Origin of the sequence: Emticicia sp. 21SJ11W-3 (genome assembly GCF_024138715.1) — a bacterium.
Lineage (GTDB): Bacteria > Bacteroidota > Bacteroidia > Cytophagales > Spirosomataceae > Emticicia > Emticicia fluvialis.
Window position 1 is genome coordinate 3510683 of the sequence record NZ_CP092074.1, and the last position, 21196, is coordinate 3531878.

At 40.8% G+C, this 21196-nt stretch carries 23 protein-coding genes; 9 read left to right on the forward strand and 14 right to left on the reverse strand.

Annotation, left to right across the window (positions count from 1 at the left end; translation table 11 throughout):
• Positions 1 to 24 precede the first annotated feature (24 nt).
• The 3 genes from MB380_RS14880 to MB380_RS14890 all read left to right on the forward strand — a co-directional run bounded on the left by MB380_RS14880 (position 25) and on the right by MB380_RS14890 (position 2199).
• A complete protein-coding gene (locus MB380_RS14880; RefSeq protein ID WP_253526093.1) occupies positions 25 to 693 on the forward strand; it encodes a Crp/Fnr family transcriptional regulator in 669 nt (222 codons plus the stop codon).
• A gap of 209 nt (positions 694 to 902) precedes the next feature.
• Positions 903 to 1415, forward strand: coding sequence for a DinB family protein (locus MB380_RS14885; protein ID WP_253526095.1), 513 nt, complete (start codon positions 903 to 905; stop codon positions 1413 to 1415).
• 73 nt (positions 1416 to 1488) lie between these two features.
• Entirely contained in the window at positions 1489 to 2199 is a 711-nt protein-coding gene (locus MB380_RS14890; protein WP_253526097.1) for an NRDE family protein, read from the forward strand.
• A gap of 100 nt (positions 2200 to 2299) precedes the next feature.
• Here the strand turns inward: MB380_RS14890 and MB380_RS14895 are convergent, their stop codons facing one another.
• On the reverse strand, positions 2300 to 2650 hold the full coding sequence (locus MB380_RS14895) for a helix-turn-helix domain-containing protein (protein WP_253526099.1): 351 nt from the start codon (positions 2648 to 2650) through the stop codon (positions 2300 to 2302).
• A 100-nt stretch (positions 2651 to 2750) separates the two neighbouring features.
• Here MB380_RS14895 and MB380_RS14900 point away from each other — a divergent pair, with 100 nt between their 5' ends.
• A complete protein-coding gene (locus tag MB380_RS14900) occupies positions 2751 to 3383 on the forward strand; it encodes an NAD(P)H-dependent oxidoreductase (protein ID WP_253526108.1) in 633 nt (210 codons plus the stop codon).
• A gap of 537 nt (positions 3384 to 3920) precedes the next feature.
• Here the strand turns inward: MB380_RS14900 and MB380_RS14905 are convergent.
• From MB380_RS14905 to MB380_RS14965, 13 genes are all read right to left on the reverse strand, one after another.
• A complete protein-coding gene (locus MB380_RS14905; RefSeq protein ID WP_253526111.1) occupies positions 3921 to 4562 on the reverse strand; it encodes a porin family protein in 642 nt (213 codons plus the stop codon).
• Positions 4563 to 4634: 72 nt separating this feature from the next.
• A complete protein-coding gene (locus MB380_RS14910; protein ID WP_253526121.1) occupies positions 4635 to 5075 on the reverse strand; it encodes a hypothetical protein in 441 nt (146 codons plus the stop codon).
• 23 nt (positions 5076 to 5098) lie between these two features.
• Positions 5099 to 5386, reverse strand: a complete 288-nt coding sequence (locus MB380_RS14915) for a YtxH domain-containing protein (RefSeq protein ID WP_253526123.1) — start codon at positions 5384 to 5386, stop codon at positions 5099 to 5101.
• A gap of 117 nt (positions 5387 to 5503) precedes the next feature.
• Positions 5504 to 5941, reverse strand: coding sequence for a hypothetical protein (locus tag MB380_RS14920; RefSeq protein ID WP_253526125.1), 438 nt, complete (start codon positions 5939 to 5941; stop codon positions 5504 to 5506).
• 470 nt (positions 5942 to 6411) lie between these two features.
• A complete protein-coding gene (locus tag MB380_RS14925) occupies positions 6412 to 6564 on the reverse strand; it encodes a hypothetical protein (RefSeq protein ID WP_253526127.1) in 153 nt (50 codons plus the stop codon).
• Positions 6565 to 6643: 79 nt separating this feature from the next.
• Complete coding sequence (locus tag MB380_RS14930; protein WP_253526135.1) at positions 6644 to 6841, reverse strand: hypothetical protein; 198 nt, start codon at positions 6839 to 6841, stop codon at positions 6644 to 6646.
• A gap of 142 nt (positions 6842 to 6983) precedes the next feature.
• Positions 6984 to 7544, reverse strand: a complete 561-nt coding sequence (locus MB380_RS14935; protein ID WP_253526137.1) for an AraC family transcriptional regulator — start codon at positions 7542 to 7544, stop codon at positions 6984 to 6986.
• A 384-nt stretch (positions 7545 to 7928) separates the two neighbouring features.
• Entirely contained in the window at positions 7929 to 8183 is a 255-nt protein-coding gene (locus MB380_RS14940; protein WP_253526146.1) for a hypothetical protein, read from the reverse strand.
• Positions 8173 to 8514 (reverse strand): cupin domain-containing protein, encoded by a 342-nt coding sequence (locus MB380_RS14945; RefSeq protein WP_253526148.1) that lies wholly within the window; start codon positions 8512 to 8514, stop codon positions 8173 to 8175. The genes MB380_RS14940 and MB380_RS14945 overlap by 11 nt, the downstream gene beginning before the upstream one ends.
• A gap of 261 nt (positions 8515 to 8775) precedes the next feature.
• A complete protein-coding gene (locus MB380_RS14950; protein WP_253526150.1) occupies positions 8776 to 9336 on the reverse strand; it encodes a DUF1003 domain-containing protein in 561 nt (186 codons plus the stop codon).
• A gap of 30 nt (positions 9337 to 9366) precedes the next feature.
• The gene (locus MB380_RS14955; RefSeq protein WP_253526159.1) at positions 9367 to 9783 is read right to left on the reverse strand and encodes a response regulator; all 417 of its coding nucleotides are present in this window, start codon (positions 9781 to 9783) and stop codon (positions 9367 to 9369) included.
• A gap of 502 nt (positions 9784 to 10285) precedes the next feature.
• Positions 10286 to 11383 carry a calcium:proton antiporter gene (locus MB380_RS14960; RefSeq protein WP_253526166.1) on the reverse strand — a complete coding sequence of 366 codons (1098 nt, stop codon included), beginning with the start codon at positions 11381 to 11383 and terminating at the stop codon, positions 10286 to 10288.
• A gap of 69 nt (positions 11384 to 11452) precedes the next feature.
• Positions 11453 to 12964, reverse strand: coding sequence for an acyl-CoA dehydrogenase family protein (locus MB380_RS14965; protein ID WP_253526168.1), 1512 nt, complete (start codon positions 12962 to 12964; stop codon positions 11453 to 11455).
• Between the two features lie 465 nt (positions 12965 to 13429).
• On the opposite strand from MB380_RS14965, the gene MB380_RS14970 reads away from it, so the two are divergent.
• Genes MB380_RS14970 through MB380_RS14990 form a run of 5 tightly spaced genes read left to right on the forward strand, consistent with a single transcriptional unit; the run spans position 13430 to position 20967 of the window.
• Positions 13430 to 14557: an efflux RND transporter periplasmic adaptor subunit gene (locus tag MB380_RS14970; protein WP_253526170.1), complete on the forward strand. Its 1128-nt coding sequence runs from the start codon at positions 13430 to 13432 to the stop codon at positions 14555 to 14557.
• Positions 14558 to 14568: 11 nt separating this feature from the next.
• Positions 14569 to 17700 carry an efflux RND transporter permease subunit gene (locus MB380_RS14975; RefSeq protein WP_253526172.1) on the forward strand — a complete coding sequence of 1044 codons (3132 nt, stop codon included), beginning with the start codon at positions 14569 to 14571 and terminating at the stop codon, positions 17698 to 17700.
• A gap of 1 nt (position 17701) precedes the next feature.
• Positions 17702 to 19099 carry an efflux transporter outer membrane subunit gene (locus tag MB380_RS14980; RefSeq protein ID WP_253526174.1) on the forward strand — a complete coding sequence of 466 codons (1398 nt, stop codon included), beginning with the start codon at positions 17702 to 17704 and terminating at the stop codon, positions 19097 to 19099.
• Complete coding sequence (locus tag MB380_RS14985; RefSeq protein ID WP_253526183.1) at positions 19100 to 20215, forward strand: sensor histidine kinase; 1116 nt, start codon at positions 19100 to 19102, stop codon at positions 20213 to 20215.
• The gene (locus tag MB380_RS14990) at positions 20212 to 20967 is read left to right on the forward strand and encodes a LytTR family DNA-binding domain-containing protein (RefSeq protein ID WP_253526185.1); all 756 of its coding nucleotides are present in this window, start codon (positions 20212 to 20214) and stop codon (positions 20965 to 20967) included. Before MB380_RS14985 ends, MB380_RS14990 begins: the two co-directional genes overlap by 4 nt.
• Positions 20968 to 21196 lie beyond the last annotated feature (229 nt).

The window sequence follows — 21196 nt, forward strand, 5'->3', positions numbered from 1 at the left end:
AGCATAGAATTTTTCCGGAACCTGATGAATCTTGATACAAAATACTGGTATCTGCGAGACCATAAACTTTTTAGTGTACTATCGTCGTCTGAATTGAGGTCGATATGTATGATATCAAATTTCAAAACTGCGCGGAAAGGCGAAATCATTTTGTTTTCGCATGATGAAAACACCAGGGTTTACTTTCTTAAAAAAGGGACGCTAAAAATTGTAGAGACAGACGAAAACGGCAACGAAATTGTAAAAGATGTGATTCAAAAAGGCGATATTTTTGGCGAGTTTACCCTAACCGAAACACAGTCTGACGAATACGCGGTGGCGGTTTCTGACAACGTAATTTGTTGCAGCTTCAGAATGGACGACTTTGAACAACTGCTGGAGAAGAATCCGCAACTGGGTTTATCCTATACCAAATGGATGGGGTTCAGATTCAAACGGCTTCAGAGCAGATACGCCAATCTTATGTTTAAAGATGTGCGGACGCGCTTCATGATTTTCTTAAAAGATTGGGCTACTAAAGAAGGTACACCGGCTGACACAGACATTATTCTTAAAAACTACCTTACCCATCAGGACATAGCCAGCCTTATCTGCAGCACCCGGCAGACAGTTACCCAACTATTTAATGAGTATAAAGAAAAAGGCATTTTAGACTATAACCGAACGGAAATCATCTTGAAAAAAGATGCATAAACTACCTTCATTTTCTTAGTTAGGTCGTCTGGCCGACAAACCGGGTCAGGTCAAATCATCAAATTTGTAAGGTCAATAAAGCATGTAATAATGCCAATACAAGGCCAGACAGGCCCATTGGATTGTTACGCAATTTGAACAATTAAATGATTTGCATAGTCAGTTTAAGGCTCAGTTACTGCTACAGGCATATAAAACCTACAAAAGAAATGACAAGCCAGGCAACCACAGAAGTATTTAATCAACTGAAAGATTTACTCAATCAGCTAAACCCGCAAACCTACACAGAACATCTGCCGGTTTTAAACAATAGCAGTATAGGGCAGCATGTGCGGCACACATTAGAGTTTTTTCAGTGTTTAATTAAAGGAGCGTCAACAGGCATAGTAGATTACGATGGCCGCGAACGTAATCTTTTAATTGAAACCGAGTTAATATATACACATAAAAAACTGGCGGAGATTGAAACCGCCATTAAAACAGAAACGGATCTGAACAGGCCGCTTCTGGTAATGGTGAGGTACAGCGAAAAAAAACACGAACTTGTTGAATCTAATTTTATGCGCGAGCTGGTGTATATGATTGAGCATTCTATTCATCATTTTGCGCTTATTCGTATTGGTGTGCAGGAGCATTTCAGCCATATAACAATAGACCCGACCTTTGGTGTGGCCTACTCTACCATCAGATACAAACAGCAGCTGGAGGCCTTAGAAAATTGAACCGCCGACCTGATGATTATTTTCAATCGCGAAATGATTACGGGCCGATTAATGATGAAAAACTTTTGATACCATGTGCGTTCTGACATATATACCAACCGGCAACAAAGGATACATTCTTACATCGAACAGAGACGAAGCCGTAGCTCGTGAAACGGCCACTCCACCCAGAAAATATACCATTAACGGGCATCAGGTTTTTTATCCGAAAGACCCACTCAGCGATGGCACCTGGATAGCCGGCAGCAAAGCCTTAAGCCTATGTCTTTTAAATGGCGGGGTTAGCAGGCATATCCCCCACCCGCCTTACCGGCAAAGCCGGGGTAGAATTATCCCTGATTTCTTCGAGTTCGGCTCGGTAACCACATTTGTTGAAAGATATGATTTTGACGGAATTGAACCCTTCACGCTTGTAGTTATTGAAAACAGCCATGAACTTTTTGCCCATGAATTGAGATGGAACGGCAAACAAATCAGTACAGAAAAAATAGATGTGTCAAGGCCGCAGATATGGTCTTCAGTTACTTTATATACACCTCAGGTAATTGAGGCAAGAAAACAATGGTTTACAAATTTTTTACAACAGCCCGTAAGTGCAGACAGTGTACTTGACTTCCACCAGAATGGTGGTGTTGGAGACATCAGGAATGACTTAAGAATTAATCGTGATAATGTGCTTAAAACCCTTTCAACCACCCAGTATGTTATCAATGAATACTATTTTACCATCTACTATGAAGACCTGTTAAACCAAAGAAAATACAACTACAGGGTAATTGAGTAAGCTGCCACTGCCTTAAGTACTATTTGCAGCAGATTAATGATAGGCTAATCAAGAAAATGGAAGGCAGATAAGCAATTATTGAAACATAACCGCCGGTACATCATTTACCTATAATTTCTTTCCGGTGTTCTTTTCCCCATTCTGCTAAACTGCCGATGACAGACTTCAATTTCCGCCCGTGTTCGGTCAATTCATATTCAACGGTTATCGGCTGGGTGTCCAGTACGGTTCGTTTCACAAGATTATTAATCTCCATCTCTTTTAGTTCTTTGCTCAGCATTTTGTTCGATATCCCGCTTACATCTCTCAGAATATCCGAAAACCGCCGTTTATCATGATAGCAAAGCACGGCTATAATAGATATCTTCCATTTGCCGTTCAAAGCGTCCATAGCATCATAAACCGCCATCATATTGCTTTTGCAATGTCTGGTAAATTCGTCGTTTCTCATGGGTTACATGGTTACTTCAATGTTACTGTTACTTTTTGTTACCTTGTTACAAATATAAACAATAACATTTACATTTGCCACACAAAACCAAAAATCAATTATGACACTTATAGATAATTTGAAATGGCGCTATGCCACCAAAAAAATGAATGGGGCGGCTGTTCCGCAAGAAAAACTGGACTACATACTGGAAGCAGCAAGATATGCGCCCTCATCTTCTGGTTTACAACCTTACAGAATCTTTGTTATCAGCAATAAAGAAAAACTTGAGCAAATACGCGAATTTGCCTATAACCAGAGCCAGATTACTGATTGTTCGCATCTGTTGGTTTGGGCCGCATGGGATGAGTACACACCTGAAAGGATAAAGGAGGTATTGACCAAAACATCTGAAGCAAGAGGCCTGCCTGCTGACAGCTCGGAAGGGTACCAAAAAATGCTGTGGGGGTTATATGAGCCTTTGGGTAAAGAATGGCACAAGAATCATTCGGCCAAACAAGCCTATATTTCGTTCGGACTAGCCATTGCCGCCGCCGCCGAGCAAAAGGTAGATGCTACACCCATGGAAGGTTTTAACACAGAAAAAATGGATGAATTACTGGGGCTGGCAGAACAAGGCCTGAAAAGCGTGGTTATTTTACCCATTGGCTACCGCGAGCAAGAAGGCGACTGGCTGGTGAATCTAAAAAAAGTAAGAACCCCAAAAAATGCGTTTGTAACCGAACTGGTTTAACAGGCATCACAAGCAAAACAAAAGAACTGATTAGCCGGGCGGTGGTCAGTTCGGCTTTCTTAAGAAATTCCTTTGTTTAAGACTTCATAAAGACAAGACACTCGTATTTTTGGGTGTCTTGTTCATTTTCAAAAAAACAGGCAATCTGTAAAAAATCAGAGAATCAAAGTTTATTCAGCTATGTGTCCTCCGCTTTGGTGGTCTGCTGTATTTCAGTTATTTCGCAGGATTAAAACACCCAAAAACCCCCATAAAATCCCGAACATTTGCTTTTCGGGGGTTTGTTTATCAGCTAAAATATTGACAATAAACCCATTAAAGAAAAACTCAATCATCAATCTACAAACCCGGTAACCGATGTTTTTTTGTTTAACCCATCCAATAAGTAGTTGAATGGGACGTAAAAAAGAAAAATTCAAGATGGTATATCTTGAATCTGTCTCCCGGGCATTTAATACAACAGCTCATCGAATTGATTTTTAATCAATTACTTCTGCCTATTTAAGTTTCCGGCGCATTTAATTATACTCTAGCGTATTAAAACAATCTATACCCCAACGTTGCCTGCACCAGTGCATTTTTGTAACGTGGGTTGGTAGAGGTGCCGTCGCCATTATTATTTTGGAGGTCCCAGCTGGCTCTGGTGCCTAAAACAACGCGGTTAAAATTAAAATCAAGCCCCACTACGGCCCCTAATGTATTTTTACGGATGTTATCGTTGGCAAATTGGCTTTCCTGAACAACACTGCCTGCACCTGTGTTAAAATCAGTTTTTTGTTTCAACAGATACGAGAACTGTGGGCCAAGCTGCAAGGTAACAAAGTTGGCCGGCTTTATTGAAATCAAAAGCAGCACATCAATAAAGTGCATGGTGCGGGTAAGGTCATAGTTACTACCTAAAACTGAACCCGTTTGCTTGTACCCTTTCTGAGAATACATTACTTCAGGCTGAATACCCAGAAACCTGCCAATAGGAATACCCAGAAATACCCCACCGGCTGCGCCAAATCTGGCCTCGGCATCAAATGACTCGCCTTTGGTGTCGTAAATGTTTGAATAATTTGCGCCTGCCTTTAACCCGACCTGAATTTTTGTGCGGGCATTAGAGCGGCTATCTTGTGCGTGGGCATTCATGGCTAAAAAAGCCACGGCGGCGGTAATTAAAAATATTTTTTTCATGATTTTTTGTAAAGTTTGTGAATTTATAGTTTTCAAATGGGGCCAGATAACCCGGCCCCGGCAATAATATTGTTAATTGGTATTTTTTATGGCAATGCCTTTAAAGGCCTTTCCGAGTTCGTCCATATCATGGCTGAACTCCGTTTTAAATTTCTCCCAGTTCATTTTACCATCTTCTTTGTAATTATCCATTTTCTTCTTCATTTCTTTGTTTTTCAGATTCAATTCGGCAATTTTCTGCTCGTATTTCATCTCTGTGTCTTCATTTTTGTCGGCCATTTTGGCGTTAAACTCCAGAATGGTTTTTTCATTGGCGGCAATTTTTTCAGACGTTTCTTTTCTAAAGCTGGCCATGTCTGCTCTATAAGCTGCATTGGCTTTGTCTAAATCTTTTTGTGCTTCTGCCACTTCGGCTTTGGCGTTGTCAACTTTCTTTTTGTTAGAAATACAACCGGTAAACACAGTGGCCAATATCAAAGCTATACCCGAAACTACGATGATTCTCTTTTTCATTTTGATAAATTTATATACTTAAACTAATTTTTCGCGTCCGTATTCCCGGCGCTTTCAATTTTTACTTCCGGTGTTTCCACCATTTTGTCTTCTTTTGTGCTGTCTGTTTTTTGTGCAATGTGCTGGTAATTTTTATTGAACGCCTCAACAAAATCATCCAGTTTATCTTTCAGGTCTCCGGCCAATTCTTCGCCTTTCCTTAAAATTTTCTTTCTTGAATCTGAGCCCTTTTCAGGAGCAAACAAAACACCTATTAAGGCACCTACTGCAAAACCTGCCAGCATACCTGCCAATAATTTACCTGAATTCATATTTATTTATTTCTCCTTTTAATGATATTGATTGACTGTTTTCTTTAAATCAGGTTCTTACCTGCACTTTTAAAGCCCATACCTGATTGCTGCCGTAATTTTTTACGGCTTTTTAAATCAGAAGTTATTGGTGGTTAAAACCACCTGCCCGCCTGCATATTGGGTATTGGGGTCGTCTTCGGCTGTAATGAAAACCAGTACTGGTCTGAAAGAAGTGACGGTTTCGAAAGTAGCTTTCAATTGTTTAGACATCATATTGCCAGAACTTTTTATCTGCCCCATGTTTTTTGTTAACTCCTGGTCGGTTTTCATCCATACAATGTAGGTTTGTCTGGCGGGTTGCAACCGCTGTACTTCTGCCAAATTGGTTAGGTGTATCTGAATTACGTTGTTTTTGTTCTTGTCTGACTTAATCTCAACATAACCGCGAGCCGCCGGCACAACCGACGAATTAAGAAACGCTATTTTTTTGGTACATGAGCTCATTGAAACTGCAAGCACAATGCCTAGTGTTATCAATAGCGTTTTTTTCAGTTGTAATAAAATGTTTTGCATAGTTTTAATTATTTATGATTGATGTTTTGTTTAATTATCAGAGAAATGCAAGCATAATAAGCCTGCTATCTGATAGCCAGGCGTTAAAGATGTAGATACGTGATTAGCAACCGGGAAAAACAAACCCGTGTACTGGTTAGATAACTGAAGTTTTCTTTTTCTGGCTTGTAATGAACTGATACAAAAGTCGGCATTAAATGCCCGGTTATCATTACACAATTAGTAGTATTACTTGCATGATTCACACACTTGTAACAGAAGCCCTGAAGCGGATGAGTGAGACCGGCCATGCCGGATAAACTGCTGTTTGCACGGTAAATAAAAGCCCTTCAACCCGGCGGATTTGGCATTCAATTTTACCTGCAAAACGTTGGCCATTGCATTAAAAGCAACCCTGGCCGGAACAACAAAAAGGCTATTGCCATGCAACTCAGCCTAGGGGTATATTCCGGCCAACGGCTCTGTATTTTCTAAAGAACTACCTTTTGATTTTTAAATTTCGGAAGCACAGTAATGGCTGAAAACTTACTACTGTCTTCCATTTTATAGGCAGAAACAGATTTTACTTTATTAAGGGCAACCGGCTTTTTACTGTTTTGATTTTTCTTATTCTGGTTATTCATGATGCTGATAGTTAATGTTATATTATAAAACCTGATAAATAAATGAAGCAAACCAAGGGCCGCGAAGGCGGTGTTGCCGTTAGTTTTTTTTCTTAATCTCTTCAAAAAGTGAGTTCAGTTCATCTTTGTTTTTGACAAGTATCAGCTGAAGCCTTTCTAACATTTCGTCCTTACGGCCTTCTCTGAAAAACAAATCATCTTCGGTAAGTACCGAAAATCTCTTTAGCAGTTTTGCTTTTTGTTTATTCCATTCCTCCCTTATTTCTTCTCTGTTCATTTTTATTCATGTTTGTTTGCAAAAGAATCTTTGCATCATAAAGATGCGCTATTTTATGACTAACCCCGTTATACAATTATTCAGAATACTTATATAATTCACACATACGGTAATTCGGGTGTTTGCAGGCAAATGCGCAGGTTCAGATATTTTCAATGGGTATGCGTTTTTTGTCTCTCAGCGATTTAAAAAAAGAAGGAGTAAGGCCGGTTACCTTTTTAAACTGATTAGAAAGATGCGCCACACTGCTGTAATTAAGCTTGTAAGAAATCTCGGTAAGATTTAGTTCGTTATAGATGAGCAACTCTTTTACCCTTTCTATTTTATGAATAATAATAAACTGCTCAATAGTAATGCCGGTGGCTTCTGAAAACAAATTGGCCAGGTAGGTGTAGTCATAATGAAGTTTTTCGCTGATGTATTCTGAGTTTTTCATTTTGGGCAGCTCGTCGTCATAATGCACCATTTCTATAATTACATTCTTTATTTTTTGTATCAGTATTGCCTTTTTATCGTCCATCAATTCAAGGCCCGACCTCAACAAATTAGCTTTCAATAGTTTGTGCTGCTCTTCTGTAATATTTCCTTCTATTTCAATTTCGCCCAGATCAATAGACCTCCACCTGAGCCCCAGTTTATCGAGTTCGGCTTTTACAAGCATTTTACAGCGAATACTCACCATAAATTTTACATATAGTTTCATAAGGCCGAGTTAAAAGTTTTAACATGGTAATACATTAATAAAAGTTTTTGACCTGCCGCAAAACATTTTCGAGACAATAAACAACTACCCTGTTTTAAAGGCTTTCAAGGTAACCAGCCCGTGCCTGGCAGTTGCCACCAACATTATTAACATTATCAAAAGCTAACATTAAATATGGTGGTATCAAAGCATATCAACACTTTGTGTGGCTGGTTTATGAGCGCTACGCTTAAACGTGTTGCAGCAGTACAGCATTAACAGTTGCCAGGTTAGTAGTTTTATAGGCTGCTAAAGACAATAAAACAGTAATAAAAAATACCACCTAAATTAGATGGCATTTTATGTCCGATTAACCTTTAACAAAAAAATTTGGGTTACAAAAATTTAAGGCTTGTCACGCCAAAAGGTATTATTTGTGCTGCCAATGGCTTTACCTGTTTTTATGAGAAAAGCATTCAGTTGTTGCTGAATAGACTCCAGGTATTGCTCAAAATTGATGGTACTGATGCGCTTCTCTTCATACGATAGAAACAAAGGTGTTTCGCCAAGATGAGCATACAATTCCGGATACTGGTTCTGAATCTGCTCGGTTATCAGAAAGATACCGGCTATTAATTGCCTGTTGGTTTTAGGTTTCATAACCACTTTTTATAACTGTCAATATCATTTTGAATCTGCCGTTGGCTTTTATCAAATTCGGGGCATGAGCCGGTATGATAATAGACTGCCCCGTTTTTAACTCATGCGATTCGCCATTAATTACCATATTGGCCGTACCTTCTATGATTTGAGCGTAGGTGTCAAATGGAGTGGTTTTCTCTGTCAGCCCTTCGCCGGCATCAAAAGACATTACGCTGATATTCCCTGTCGATTTCTTAAGAATGGTTTTAATAACTACAGAATTGGGCACATATTCGATAATTTCCACAGTGATGTGTACTTTGGACTTTTCAATTTCCGGAGTTCCCATACAATATTATGAAGTTTTATTTTGCTAAAAACAAATGATTTTTTATACCTGCCATTGCTATTATGGCTGGTGAAGTATGCTATGCTGAAATGATAAATGGTGAGATTAACTGTTAAATACCGTAGGTACTGTTCGAATTTTTAGAAATTCAGGTGGATTAGTCAGATTTAGTTCAGCATACAAACAGATTGTTTAAAGTACCAAAGATGGAACTATTACTCCGGAAAAACATTACAAAAATCTGTGAAAGATTTACATGATTCACACATTGGCTTGGCCTGCAACTTTATCCAGCTTATTTTTTATTTCTTCCAGCAACACAAATTGTCGGGCCTGGGTATCAAACAAAGTTTTTATTTGCTTTTCGAGCAGTAAATCTACTTTCTGATTCAAGCTTCTGATTTGCATTTCGGCCTTCAGGTTAATCAGGTAATCGTTCTCTGCCCTTTTTCTGTCTTTTTCTTCCTGCCGGTTCTGGCTCATCATAATGATAGGCGCCTGAAGCGCCGCAATGCACGACAAAATGAGATTCATTAAAATAAACGGGTACGGGTCAAACCTGTGGGCCTTAAGCACTACCCCGTTTAAAATAATCCAGATTATCAGCACCAGCCCGAAAATGATTATGAACTTCCAGCTGCCGCCGAACCTGGCAACTTTATCAGAGAGCCTCTGCCCTCCGGTAAGTGTTTCAATCGGCGGGTTTAAAAGATTCTGAATAATCAATTTTTCGGCTTTTATGGCTTCTTTTACAATCTGGTGCAGCTTGTCAAGATGCGCGTCTTCATCAGACAAAAGCTGGTTAATTTCGGTGTTTTCCATATTTAAAGGTTTTGTTGCCCGGGTAAGCAGTTACAGCTCGCTCATAACACCCACTTCTGGCGATGAGATATGTTTTATTGCTTCCGTCAGCTTGTTGCACAGGGTGTCAGAATCGTTTGGCTTTTGAATAAACCCCTTTGCCCCCAGCTGAAACAACAACGATTTTTGCGCGGCATCGGTTGAAAGAAATACAACGGGTATATTTTGGGTTTGCGGGTTCTTGACAATTTCTAAAAAGCATTCAATTCCGTTCATTAAAGGCATGTTGATGTCGGTAAAAATAATATCGGGCAGCACTTTAGTAGTACGCAGCATTTCTATGGCCTCTTTGCCGTTTCTGGCAATGTAAAACAACTTGGTATCTCTTATTCCGCGCAGTGCCTCAATAAAAAACTCCTGGTCGTCTTCATCATCTTCTATTAAAAGAATCATATTAGTTTTTTTCATTTCATCCAATTTTTAGAATATTGAAATAGGTTATCAGGCGAAAAATCAAACTTTTTGATGTTGAAAATGGCAAGCGGGTTGCCTTCAATAGGGGTTAGCAGTTAGCTGGCATGAGGGGGCAGTTTCTTATTAAATCAGTACTTTTTAACAGTTTTGCCGGGTTGCAGATACTTATATTTAGCTTAACAAAGATGATATATTTACCTGGGTAAGTTATTACACAATTGAGCAAATGTGTTACATTATTCTTACATATCGGTATTGAAAGGCTTTTAGTACTAATAAGACCCGGTAAAGAAATACCCAGTTAGTACAAACCAGCTGCGATCGTTGACGTTTTGAAAAAACTGAAAATGAACAAATAATGAAGTAGAATTAAAAGAACAAAATTGCGCCTTAGGCGGGCCCGAATGAAGCTGTTCAGCAATCAACAAGCCACCGTGTTTTATATCCATACGTCTTTGGGTAATACTTGAGCCAGCAAGACAACAATTACCCGTTGTCAGGGGGCAACAATGGTAAAAAGATAGATTATGAAAATAGCTATTAATACTAATCCCTGCATCAGATTGGTTTTGCCGGTTGTTAAAGAAATAGTTATAATAAACAAAGACAAACCCAACAGAATAGTTGATTTGATATCGATTCCTACGATCATTCTAATACCGGTAATGACAGACGTAATAGCTATGGCAGGAATACTAAGCCCGATGCTTGCAAGCGCCGAGCCAAATGCCAGATTTAACGAAGTTTGTATCTGGTTAGACCTGGCCGCACGGAAAGCCGCCATGCCTTCGGGCAATAAAATAATGGCAGCAATAATAACACCCACCAGCGACCTGGGCGCGCCTGCCCATGCCACTATGTGTTCTACATCTGCCGATAGTAATTTGGCCAGCAAAACCACTATGCCCAGACAAAGCACCAATAACGCAATGCTCACATACATTTCTTTTTTTGAGGGTTTTTCCGGAAGGTTTTCTTCTTCGTCATGGCCAATGAGCTTATTGGCCGGCGATATAAAATAACTACGGTGCCTGAAGGTTTGCACCATTGCAAAACCCACATACAAAACCAGACAAACGATGGCAATAAAAAGCAGCTGATAGGTGGTGTATTCGCCTTTGCCCTGGCTTATTGTATAATTGGGCAATATGAGTACAAAAATTATGATTGAAGTAAGCGTAATTAAGGCTGTGCTTACACCCTGAAGCGTAAAGCTCTGCTCTCTGTATTTAAGCGACCCTACAATGATGCACCCGCCTATAATACCGGTTAGAATAATCATAACGGCGGCAAAGATGGTGTCTCTGGCCAGCGTAATAGATTCGAGGCCTTTGGCGCCCAGTATAATAGAAATTATCAGGGCTACTTCAATTACGGTTATGGCAAAGGCCAGCAGTAATGTACCGAAAGGTTCACCCAGCCTGTAGGCAACCACTTCTGAGTGGTGCACTGCCGCTAAAACGCTACCCGTCAGTAACAAAGCCAGCAGGCCTGAATAATAATTATTGGCAAAATAGGTATGCCCGAAATATGCCAGCCATGCTAACGCCGGCACCAGGATTGTCCATAGCAAAAGGTAAATTTTTTTCTTCATTTTTTAATTGTGTGGTAAATCTAAGCGTGCTCAGGTTATAAATAAAAAAGTCTTTTACTTATAAACCAATCAGGCAAAGGCCATCCAGTCGCTGTTGCCGGCAATTTCATCAGCAGCCTGTATGTTTTTATGCCGGCTCATAGAGGCCAGCAGCACACCTATTTCATGTTTTACCAGTTCAATGCAATTATCTGTAAGGGCCTGGTTAAAACCTGTATCATTCAGTTTCAGCAAATCATTAACCGTAATAACCCTGGCCACAATTTTACCGAGGTCAACCATTTTGCGCTGTGGCAGCGTGCCGCTGATACTGAAATTCAGTTCTTCGGCATATATTTTTCCGGCATCTGCAGTCAGTTCGTTTTCGTACATATAGCTTCCTAAATGCTCAGTTTTTTTCTTTTTCATATCCTTCAGAATCGCTTCTGAAATCTGCGTATAAAGCATTTCGTTTGAACCCTCGAAAATCTGAAACGGCCGGCTATCCATAATTCCCCTGCCACCGATATGGCTTTTCCGGTAACCTTTGGCCCCAAACAACTGCACATTTATTTGTGCCGACTCTTGCATCATGTCAGTTACCAGTGCTTTCATGCTGTTGGCTTGCAAACCGCTGGCGGCTACATCGTTTTCAATTCCGCTTACCGAACAACTTTTTGCACACATGGCCGAACACAAAGTATAATACGACTGCATTTTTAAAAGCTGATACTGCACCTGGTCTAAAGACAACAGATTACCACTGCCTACTATTCTGTCATTACAATGCTGCATGGCATCGGCCATCATGCGTTTCAGAAAACCCATGCCCATGCCCGGAAACTGTAACCTGCTTCTATGAAGCGTATCGAGCATCATTTTCAGGCCGGTAGTTTCTGGTATCAGTTTATTTTGCAGCGGCAAATCAATATCTATTTTATTCAATCCGTAAGGAATCATATCTAAGCCGGCGTTATCGTAATATTCCAGCACTTTCACATTCTGTTCCTGATGGTGGGTATCGGCAATAAAAAAATCTACGTCTCTGTTCAAGCTACCGCTCGGCGATAAATTTCTTGATGTAATGAGCCAATAATCGGCCATTCCGGTAAGCCCCTGCCAATGCTTGGTACCGCTGATATGGTAAGAGTCGCCTTTCAGTTCGTTGCTGGTTTTCATATTCAGGGCATCACTACCAAAATCGGGCTCGGTTATCATTAAACCACCCATGGCGCCTTTGTTAAGAAAGTGCTCAAAAATTTCAGGTTTTATCAGCTCATTGCCATATTTGGCAACAGGCTCTAAAAACAAAGCTATATTGATACCGAATATTAAAGACAAGGATAGCGACTCATAAGATGCCGCTGATAAAATGCCCAGGCATTCTTTTACGCTTGTGCCTCTGCCGCCGAACATCTTCGGAATAGCAACCGACAAAGGTTTTAGATTCATGATTTCTTTCCAGACATGCGGAGGCAACCCTCTTGAAAGACTGAGTTGGTCAATATTTTCTCTTTTGAAAAGAGAAGAAAGCGAAGTTTTGAAACGGTTGAGAAAATCTGAGTACAATACTTCAGGCAGGGATACGGCAAATTGATTCATGCTGAGAACTTGGGGTAAAGTGCTGCATGCCGTATATACAACAATAAAAAAAGAGAGAGCAACTAGAGAATACTAATTAAGAATCTAAACCGGCAGATTTAATACTATAACGCAAAAATACTGGAAAAAGTTGTGTATTGAGGGGGGATAGTTTCATGCCTGGCGTACAGCCAGGTTTTCTAACAACCGAAACTCTACATTTTATAGATACCCATACGCCGCTAAAAACAAATAATTTCTGGTTTATGGTAATTGATTTATGAAATGATTTTAGCTGACTTTGCTCAATAAAGACGTACTTAAACTTACCAGTATTCAAGCGGCTGGCTTTAACCTTGAAGCCGGATTTCTGCATTTCAGTTCCGATTTTCCTCACTTCAGTCAGAATGACACAATGGCAAGGTTATAGATACGCTAATTTTGATAAAAGAATTAGTTAAAATCGAAGAAAAAATGAAGTTTTTGATGCCCCAAATCAAAAGATGCTTAGCGCTGTTTTTTGTGTTTATGATGCTTTTTCAAAGCTGTAAAAAAGACCAGAATGATACCCTCAGCGAATCGAAAAACATACAGGCTGAAATCATCGTGCTGCAACCAACCGAAGCCTTGGTCAATCAAACGTATCCAACCAGTTTACAGGGTAAGGAAAACGTACAACTCCGCCCGCAGATAAGCGGTTACATAGAAAAAATATATGTCGACGAAGGCGCTTTCGTAAAAGCAGGGCAGCCCCTGTTCAGGATTAATGCCAGCATTTACCGTGAACAGAAAAATACGGCATCGGCGGCGCTTTTAATTGCCAAAGCACAACTGGCGGCGGCTCAGCTAGAACTTGACAAATACAAAGTTTTGAGCGAAAACAAAGTGGTAGCAGATTTTCAATACGAAAAAGCAAGAATCAACTACGAAAACGCCAGGGCTGCCGTACAGCAACAACAAACATTGGTTGCGTCTGCTGATATAAATCTTGGCTTTGCTATTATAAAAGCACCCATCAGTGGCTACATTGGCAGAATCCTGAAACGTACAGGCGCGTTGGTAGGACCAAACGACTCTGAGGCATTAACCACTTTGTCGCAGGTAAATGAAATCTACGCCTACTTCTCGCTTCCTGAAAATGAAATACTGAAAATCAATGCTTCGCGCCCAGGAAAAACCCTGATTGAAAAACTGAAAAGCTATCCTGAATTAACCTTGTTGCTCGCCGATGGTAATAAGTACGGGCATTCCGGAAAAATTGATATGATGGACGGCCAGTTTGACCAGTCTACCGGCTCGGTTATAATCAGGGCTTCTTTCCCCAATCCTGAATCATTGCTCAGAACCGGTAACACAGGCAGAGTATTGTTAAGTTCAACCCTGCAAAACGTTTATAAAATTCCGTTACTGGCTACTTACGAGGTGCAAGACAAATTGTTTGTGGGCTTACTTGATAGTAAAAATAAAATGGAATGGGTGGCGCTAAAAGACTATGTTAAATCAGGAGATTATTTCATTGTGAAGTCAGGTTTCAAAGCTGGCGACAGAATTGTGGCCAATGAATTGGCGAGCATCCCTGAAAACTCTATTATAACACCTAAAGGGGTTAATTAAAATTTGAAAAAATGTTAAACAAGATTATAAAAAGGCCCGTACTGGCTACCGTTATTTCAATTATACTGGTTCTTTTAGGTATAGTGGGTTTATTGAGGATTCCGATGACACAGTTTCCTGAAATTGCGCCGCCAACTGTATTTGTATCGGGCGTTTATCCCGGAGCCAATGCTGAGAGTGTAATTCGTTCGGTGATTACACCATTAGAGCAGGCAATAAACGGGGTAGAGAATATGCAGTACATGACCTCCGGCTCATCTAACGACGGCAGCTTTTTTATTACCGTCATCTTTAAACAGGGCGTTAATCCGGATCAGGCTGCTGTAAATGTGCAAAACCGTGTGGCACAAGCTAACGCGCAACTACCGGCAGAGGTGATTCGCCTCGGGCTGAATACCACCAAGCAGCAGACCAGTAATCTGATGATTGTAAACATCAATAGCAATAAACCCGATAAATACAATGAGGCTTTTCTACAGAATTACGCCAATATTAATCTTATTCCTGAGCTGAAGCGAATACCCGGTGTAGGAAACGTGAATATGTTTGGGGCAAAAGACTATGCCGTAAGGGTTTGGATTAACCCGGCCAAGCTGGCATCTTATGGCCTTGTGCCTGCCGATGTTGAGACAGCCATACAAAACTATAGCTTTGAGGCATCGCCGGGAAGCCTGGGTCAGGAAACTGACGCATCTTTACAGTATGTTTTACGCTACAAAGGCAAGTTAAACAAACCGGAAGACTTTGAGCAGATTATTCTCCGTTCAAAAACCAATGGTTCAGTATTGAGGCTGAAAGACGTTGCCCGCATAGAGTTTGGTCTTTCCAATTATTCAAGCGATACCTTTACAGACGAAAAACCCTCGGTAGTTTTTGCAGTGATTCAGGCCAGTGGTTCTAATGCCAACAGCATTGCCATTGAGGTAGAAAAATCGCTTAAAAAGTTTCAGACAACAGCGCCTGACGGTATTTCGTTCGAGATAATTCAAAGTATGAAAGACCGGCTGGATGCTTCTATCTCTCAGATGAAATGGACATTAATAGAGGCCTTTATTCTGGTATTTATTGTGGTGCTGGTTTTTCTTCAGGATTTCCGCTCAACCATTATACCGGCCATAGCCGTGCCTGTCTCTATCATCGGCACATTCTTTTTTATTTATCTCATTGGGTTTTCTGTTAATGTATTAACCCTATTTGCGCTGGTGTTAGCTATTGGTATTGTGGTAGACGATGCCATTGTGGTTGTTGAGGCCGTTCATGCCAAAATGCAGCAAACCGGCGACACCGCCCGGGTAGCCACGGCCTCGGCCATGGGCGAAATCAGCGGTGCCATTATTTCTATTACACTGGTTATGTCGGCAGTTTTTCTTCCGGTAGGCTTTATGGAAGGCCCGGCGGGTGTATTCTATAAGCAGTTTTCGTACACACTTGCCATTGCCATTCTTATATCTGCAGTAAATGCACTTACATTAAGCCCGGCATTATGCGCCTTGTTATTGAAAAATACACATAATGATTCGGGCAAAGATAAACAGAATTTTACCCGGCGCTTTGCTGTTGCCTTCAATGTGGGTTTTGAGCAACTGACCCATAAATACATAAGGGCCGTAAAGTTTTTTGGTAAAAGAAAAATGATAACCGTGGTAGCGCTGGTAGCTATTTCTACCGGTGCATTTTTTCTGATGAATACAGCTCAGAAAGGCTTTGTACCGGAAGAAGATGACAACAACCTGACATTTGTGGTTAACCTTCAGGCTGGTGCCAATTTACAGTTTATTACAAAAGAAATGGAGAAAGCCACAAAAATTGTAATGGCACAGCCGGAGGTAAAAAGTATAAGCACAGTTACGGGCTTCAGCCTTTTCAGTTCGGGGTCTTCGCCAAATGCCGCTATGGGTTTTATTACTTTGAAAAACCCGAAAGACCGCGGAGAAACATCAGAAATTAACCAGGTGATGCACAAAATAGAAAGTGCAATGAAAGGAAAAATACGTGGCGAAATTCTTATATTCCGCAACCCTGCGGTAGAAGGTTTTGGTACGGCGGGCGGCGTAGAATTTGTGTTACAGGACCGGACTTCAGGAAACATTTCTGCCTTTGAATCCATCAGCCAAAAAGTTATAACGGCATTGAACGGACGGCCAGAGATTGGTACGGCATTTACTACATTCAGAAGTGATTACCCACAATATGAGGTGATACTAAACGAAGATAAGGCACAACAACTGGCATTAACCCCAAAAGAAGTAATGGATGCCCTTGAGCTTTATCTGACGGGGTCGCAAACAACAGACTTTGTGCGTTTTGGCAGGTTGTACAGGGTAAATGTACGCTCAGAGGCCGAGTTCCGGAAAGACGAATCTTCATTGAACAATATCATGATACGGAATAACCTAAACCAGATGGTACCCATTGCCACGCTTGTTACACTCAAAAAAGTATATGGCCCACAGGGTATCAGCCGGTATAATTTGTATAACAGTATCAGCGTAAATGTGAATGCTGCACCCGGTATAAGCAGTGGTAAAATTATGGATGTAATAGATGAGGTAATGAAAAAAGAACTGCCCAAAGGTATTAGTTACGAATATGCCGGGCTGAGCCTTCAGGAACGCAATTCAGGTTCGCAAATGGTGTTTATTTTTGGGCTAAGCATATTATTTGTGTACTTTCTGCTGGCTGCCCAGTACGAAAGCTACCTGCTGCCTTTGTCGGTTATGTTATCGCTGCCAACCGGTATTCTTGGGGTATTTCTGGCTACCAGGCTGGCAGGTATTGATAACAACATTTATGTGCAGATAGCCTTAATTATGCTTGTAGGGCTATTGGCCAAAAATGCTATTCTGATTGTTGAGTTTGCCATTCAGCAACGCAAAGCCGGGATGTCTGTTTATGATGCAGGTATTGCCGGTGCCCGATTACGCCTGCGGCCTATTCTGATGACATCTTTTGCTTTTATAGCCGGATTAATACCGTTGATTTTTGCCAAAGGCGGAACAGCCATCGGTAATAAGTCTATCAGTATCAGCGCTGCGGGTGGAATGTTAAGTGGGGTAATATTGGGTATAATAATAATCCCGGTTTTGTATATGATTTTCCAGAACCTGCAGGATAAAATAACCGGTAGCAGGCAAGCAAACTAAAATGAAAACACTCATCAAATATAGCATAGCCATTGTGTTGGTTGCTGGCGTCTTGCAATCGTGCAAGGTAACGAAAGACTATGCCCGCCCGGAGCTGCGCCTTCCGGCCTCATTCGGTAATTCAATATCAGTAGCCGACAGCGTGGCCGAATTACCCGCCTACCAGCAGTTTTTTTCAGATGTGTATCTGATAAGATTGCTTGACCAGGTGATGGAAAACAATCCTGATTTACTTGTGGCATCAGAACAGATGGTGGCCTCAGAAGCATCCTTAAAAAGTGTAAAACTCAATTATCTGCCTGATATTAACCTGCAGATTAATTCGGGTGCGCAAAGAATTTCAAAAAACAGTATGGTGGGGTCTTTTGCTGGCAACCTTTTGTTTGAAGAATATAATCTGGCCACGGCTGTATCGTGGGATATTGACTTCTGGGGCAGGCTTAAAAGACAACGTGAAGAGGCCCTGGCAAATTACCTGAGCCGTGCCGAAAACCGCCGGGCTTTACGGGTACAATTGGTGGCCCTTACTGCCCAGGCTTACTATAATCTGCTTGGTCTTGACGAACAACTACGGATTACGCAAGCGGTGGAGAAAACCATGACGGAAACACTTGGTTTACTAAAAACACAATGCTCTGTAGGAGACGCCACCTCGCTGGCAGTACAGCAATCAGCCGCACAATTGGCAGAAACCCGGGCATTAATTCCGGAAATAAAAGCCAGCATACAGGCGCAGGAAAATGCCCTGCGAACCTTAAGCGGCAATTACCCGGGTAACATTCAGCGCCCGGGGGCATTGCAAGGCAGGGCCTTCAGAATAGATATTGATGCCGGTATTCCTGCCGGATTGTTAGCCAACCGCCCTGATGTAAAACAGCAGGAATTACTTTTACAGGCCGCCAATGCAAGAATTGGCATAGCAAAAACAGCGTTTTACCCTGGTTTAATTGTTACGGGGCAAGGTGGGCTGAACGCAATTAAGGCAAGTACCTGGTTTTCAGTACCCGCTTCTCTGTTCGGAACCTTCTCGGCAGGTTTAACCCAGCCGGTTTTTAACAGGCGCAATATTAAATCTGCATACGAGCAGGCGGTGCATCAAAAAGGAGCAGCCGTGCATGAGTTCAGGAAGTCGGTGCTGGTAGCGGTTGAAGAAGTAAGTACTTCGCTGGCCCATATCGACCAGATAAAAGTGCAGTTGGCAGAAGTAAACAACCGCAAAATAGCTATGGAAAAGGCAATAGCTGATGCCCGGATGCTCTATGCGGCCGGAGAAGCCAACTATCTGGAAGTGCTGGATGTACAGCAACGCTACCTGCAAGCCAATTTGGCGTTTATAACTGTTACGCAAAAAGAAATAAATGCTTATATTGCCACATACAAAGCCTTAGGAGGAAATTAAATGGAGAACCAGGAAACAACCCGCAGCAGCCTTTTCTGGAAACGTGTTTTCCATTGGAGTGGCGTGCCGGTTTCTTTGGCATTAGCTAATTTTATCCAGTATCTTCTTAACCCAAAAAGTAGTTGTTGGTATTTTTATGTAGAAGCCAAATGGTTTGAAATCGGCCTTAACATTGCCGGTGGTATTTTGATGTACGGCATTCTGTTCTGGATGATCAGACTCATTTTCGGGTGGATTAATCAAAAAAATGTATTCAGAAATCACATGCTTCTGCATTTTCTCATCACTACCGGGGTGGTTATCTGTTGTATGTTCTTATTGCTATATCTTGAAAACGTGATTTATGATTGGAATTATCCGCAGACAGCGACAGACATCAAAGAGAGCGAACAAGGTCTGAGAAGTTATCTGGTGGTTAATATGCTAGTAGCTGCTTTTGTAAACAGCTTTTACCATTCTTATTACTTCTTTGAACAATGGAAAGCTAAAGTGATTGAAAGTAGTAAATTGGAGTTATTTTCTCATCAGTTGATAGAAAATGCCCTTCAGTCTGAATTGCAGATACTCAAGTTACAACTTGACCCGCATTTTCTGTTCAATAATTTTAGCATACTAACCCAACTGATTGAAACCGACAAAAAAGCCGCGCAGGAATTTTTGGCTAACTTATCAAAGGTTTATCGGTATATTCTGGCCACCGGAAAAACGGATGTAGTACCTCTGACAGAAGAACTGAAGTTTTTAGAAACCTATTTTCATCTTATTAAGATACGGCATGGTGAAACCATTCATTTAACGGCCAATATTTCAGATTCAGATAAAAGAAAGGGTATTCCACCCGTAACCTTACAACTATTGCTCGAAAACGCCATCAAACATAATATTTCAACCATTAAACAGCCCTTGAATTTAACTATTGAAAGCGCAGAAGATGGTAAAATTGTAGTAAAAAACAACCTGCAGCCCATCAATATTGATTATAAAAGTACAGGAATGGGCTTAAAAAATATTATGGAACGGTACCAGCTATTAGAAGGCAAAATACCGGAAATCACTAAAACGGCGTCTTCATTTGAAGTAAAACTGCCGCTGTTAAATGTATTGGTTGCACAATGAATTACCTGATTATAGAAGACGAACAGCACAATGCCGAACTACTGAAAAGCATGGTAGAAAAGGTAGCCAGAAATGCTCATTTACTGGCGGTTTTACCTACTGTTCAGGAGAGTATTGAATGGCTGAATGCCAACCCGGCTCCGGACCTGATTTTTATGGATATCCGCTTGGCCGACGGTTTGTCTTTCGAAATATACAAAGAAGTAAAGATTGAGTCGCCTGTTATTTTTACAACAGCTTATGATGAATACGCCTTGCGAGCCTTTAAGGTTTATGGTGCCGCTTACCTGTTGAAACCTGTGGCAAAAGAAGAGTTGGAAGAAGCCATAGAAAAAGTAAACGAATACCGTTCATTACTATCGGCGCAAGATGTGAATGGTATTTTTGATATTCTGCGAGCTCAGCAAAAAACATATAAAAGCCGGTTCCTGTTGCATTATCGCGAAACATACAAGGTAGTTTCGGTAAATGATATAGATTATATTTTTCTCGAACACAAGATAGTACATTTTAAGCTCCTTGATGGCTCAACCATTGCTGTCCCTTACACACTTGAGGAGCTGGAAGAACAACTAGACCCGGTTTTTTTCTTTCGGGTAAACAGGCAGTATATTATACATATTAACAGCATTGAAGGTATACACAAGTACTTTAGTGAGAAAGCCAAAATTGTATTGAAGAGTGATCGCAATGCAGAGGTAATTGTAAGCCGAAGCCGGATGCCGCAATTTAAACTGTGGCTTGGCGGATAAGTAGTTATAAAAACTAAACCCCGGATTCCGGAGCCTAAAACGCGGCTGTAAATTTAACTGAGTCAGGTGAAAATTTAGTTAAAATGACACAGTTCAGTTTACATAACCGTTAACAGGAATAAAAAAGGAAATGATAGATTTTAATTCCAGATTAATCGTTTCTTTTTTTGAAATGTCATCAGGCATACTTAAATTGCAGATATTTATTCATTGTGACTTTATGTTATTT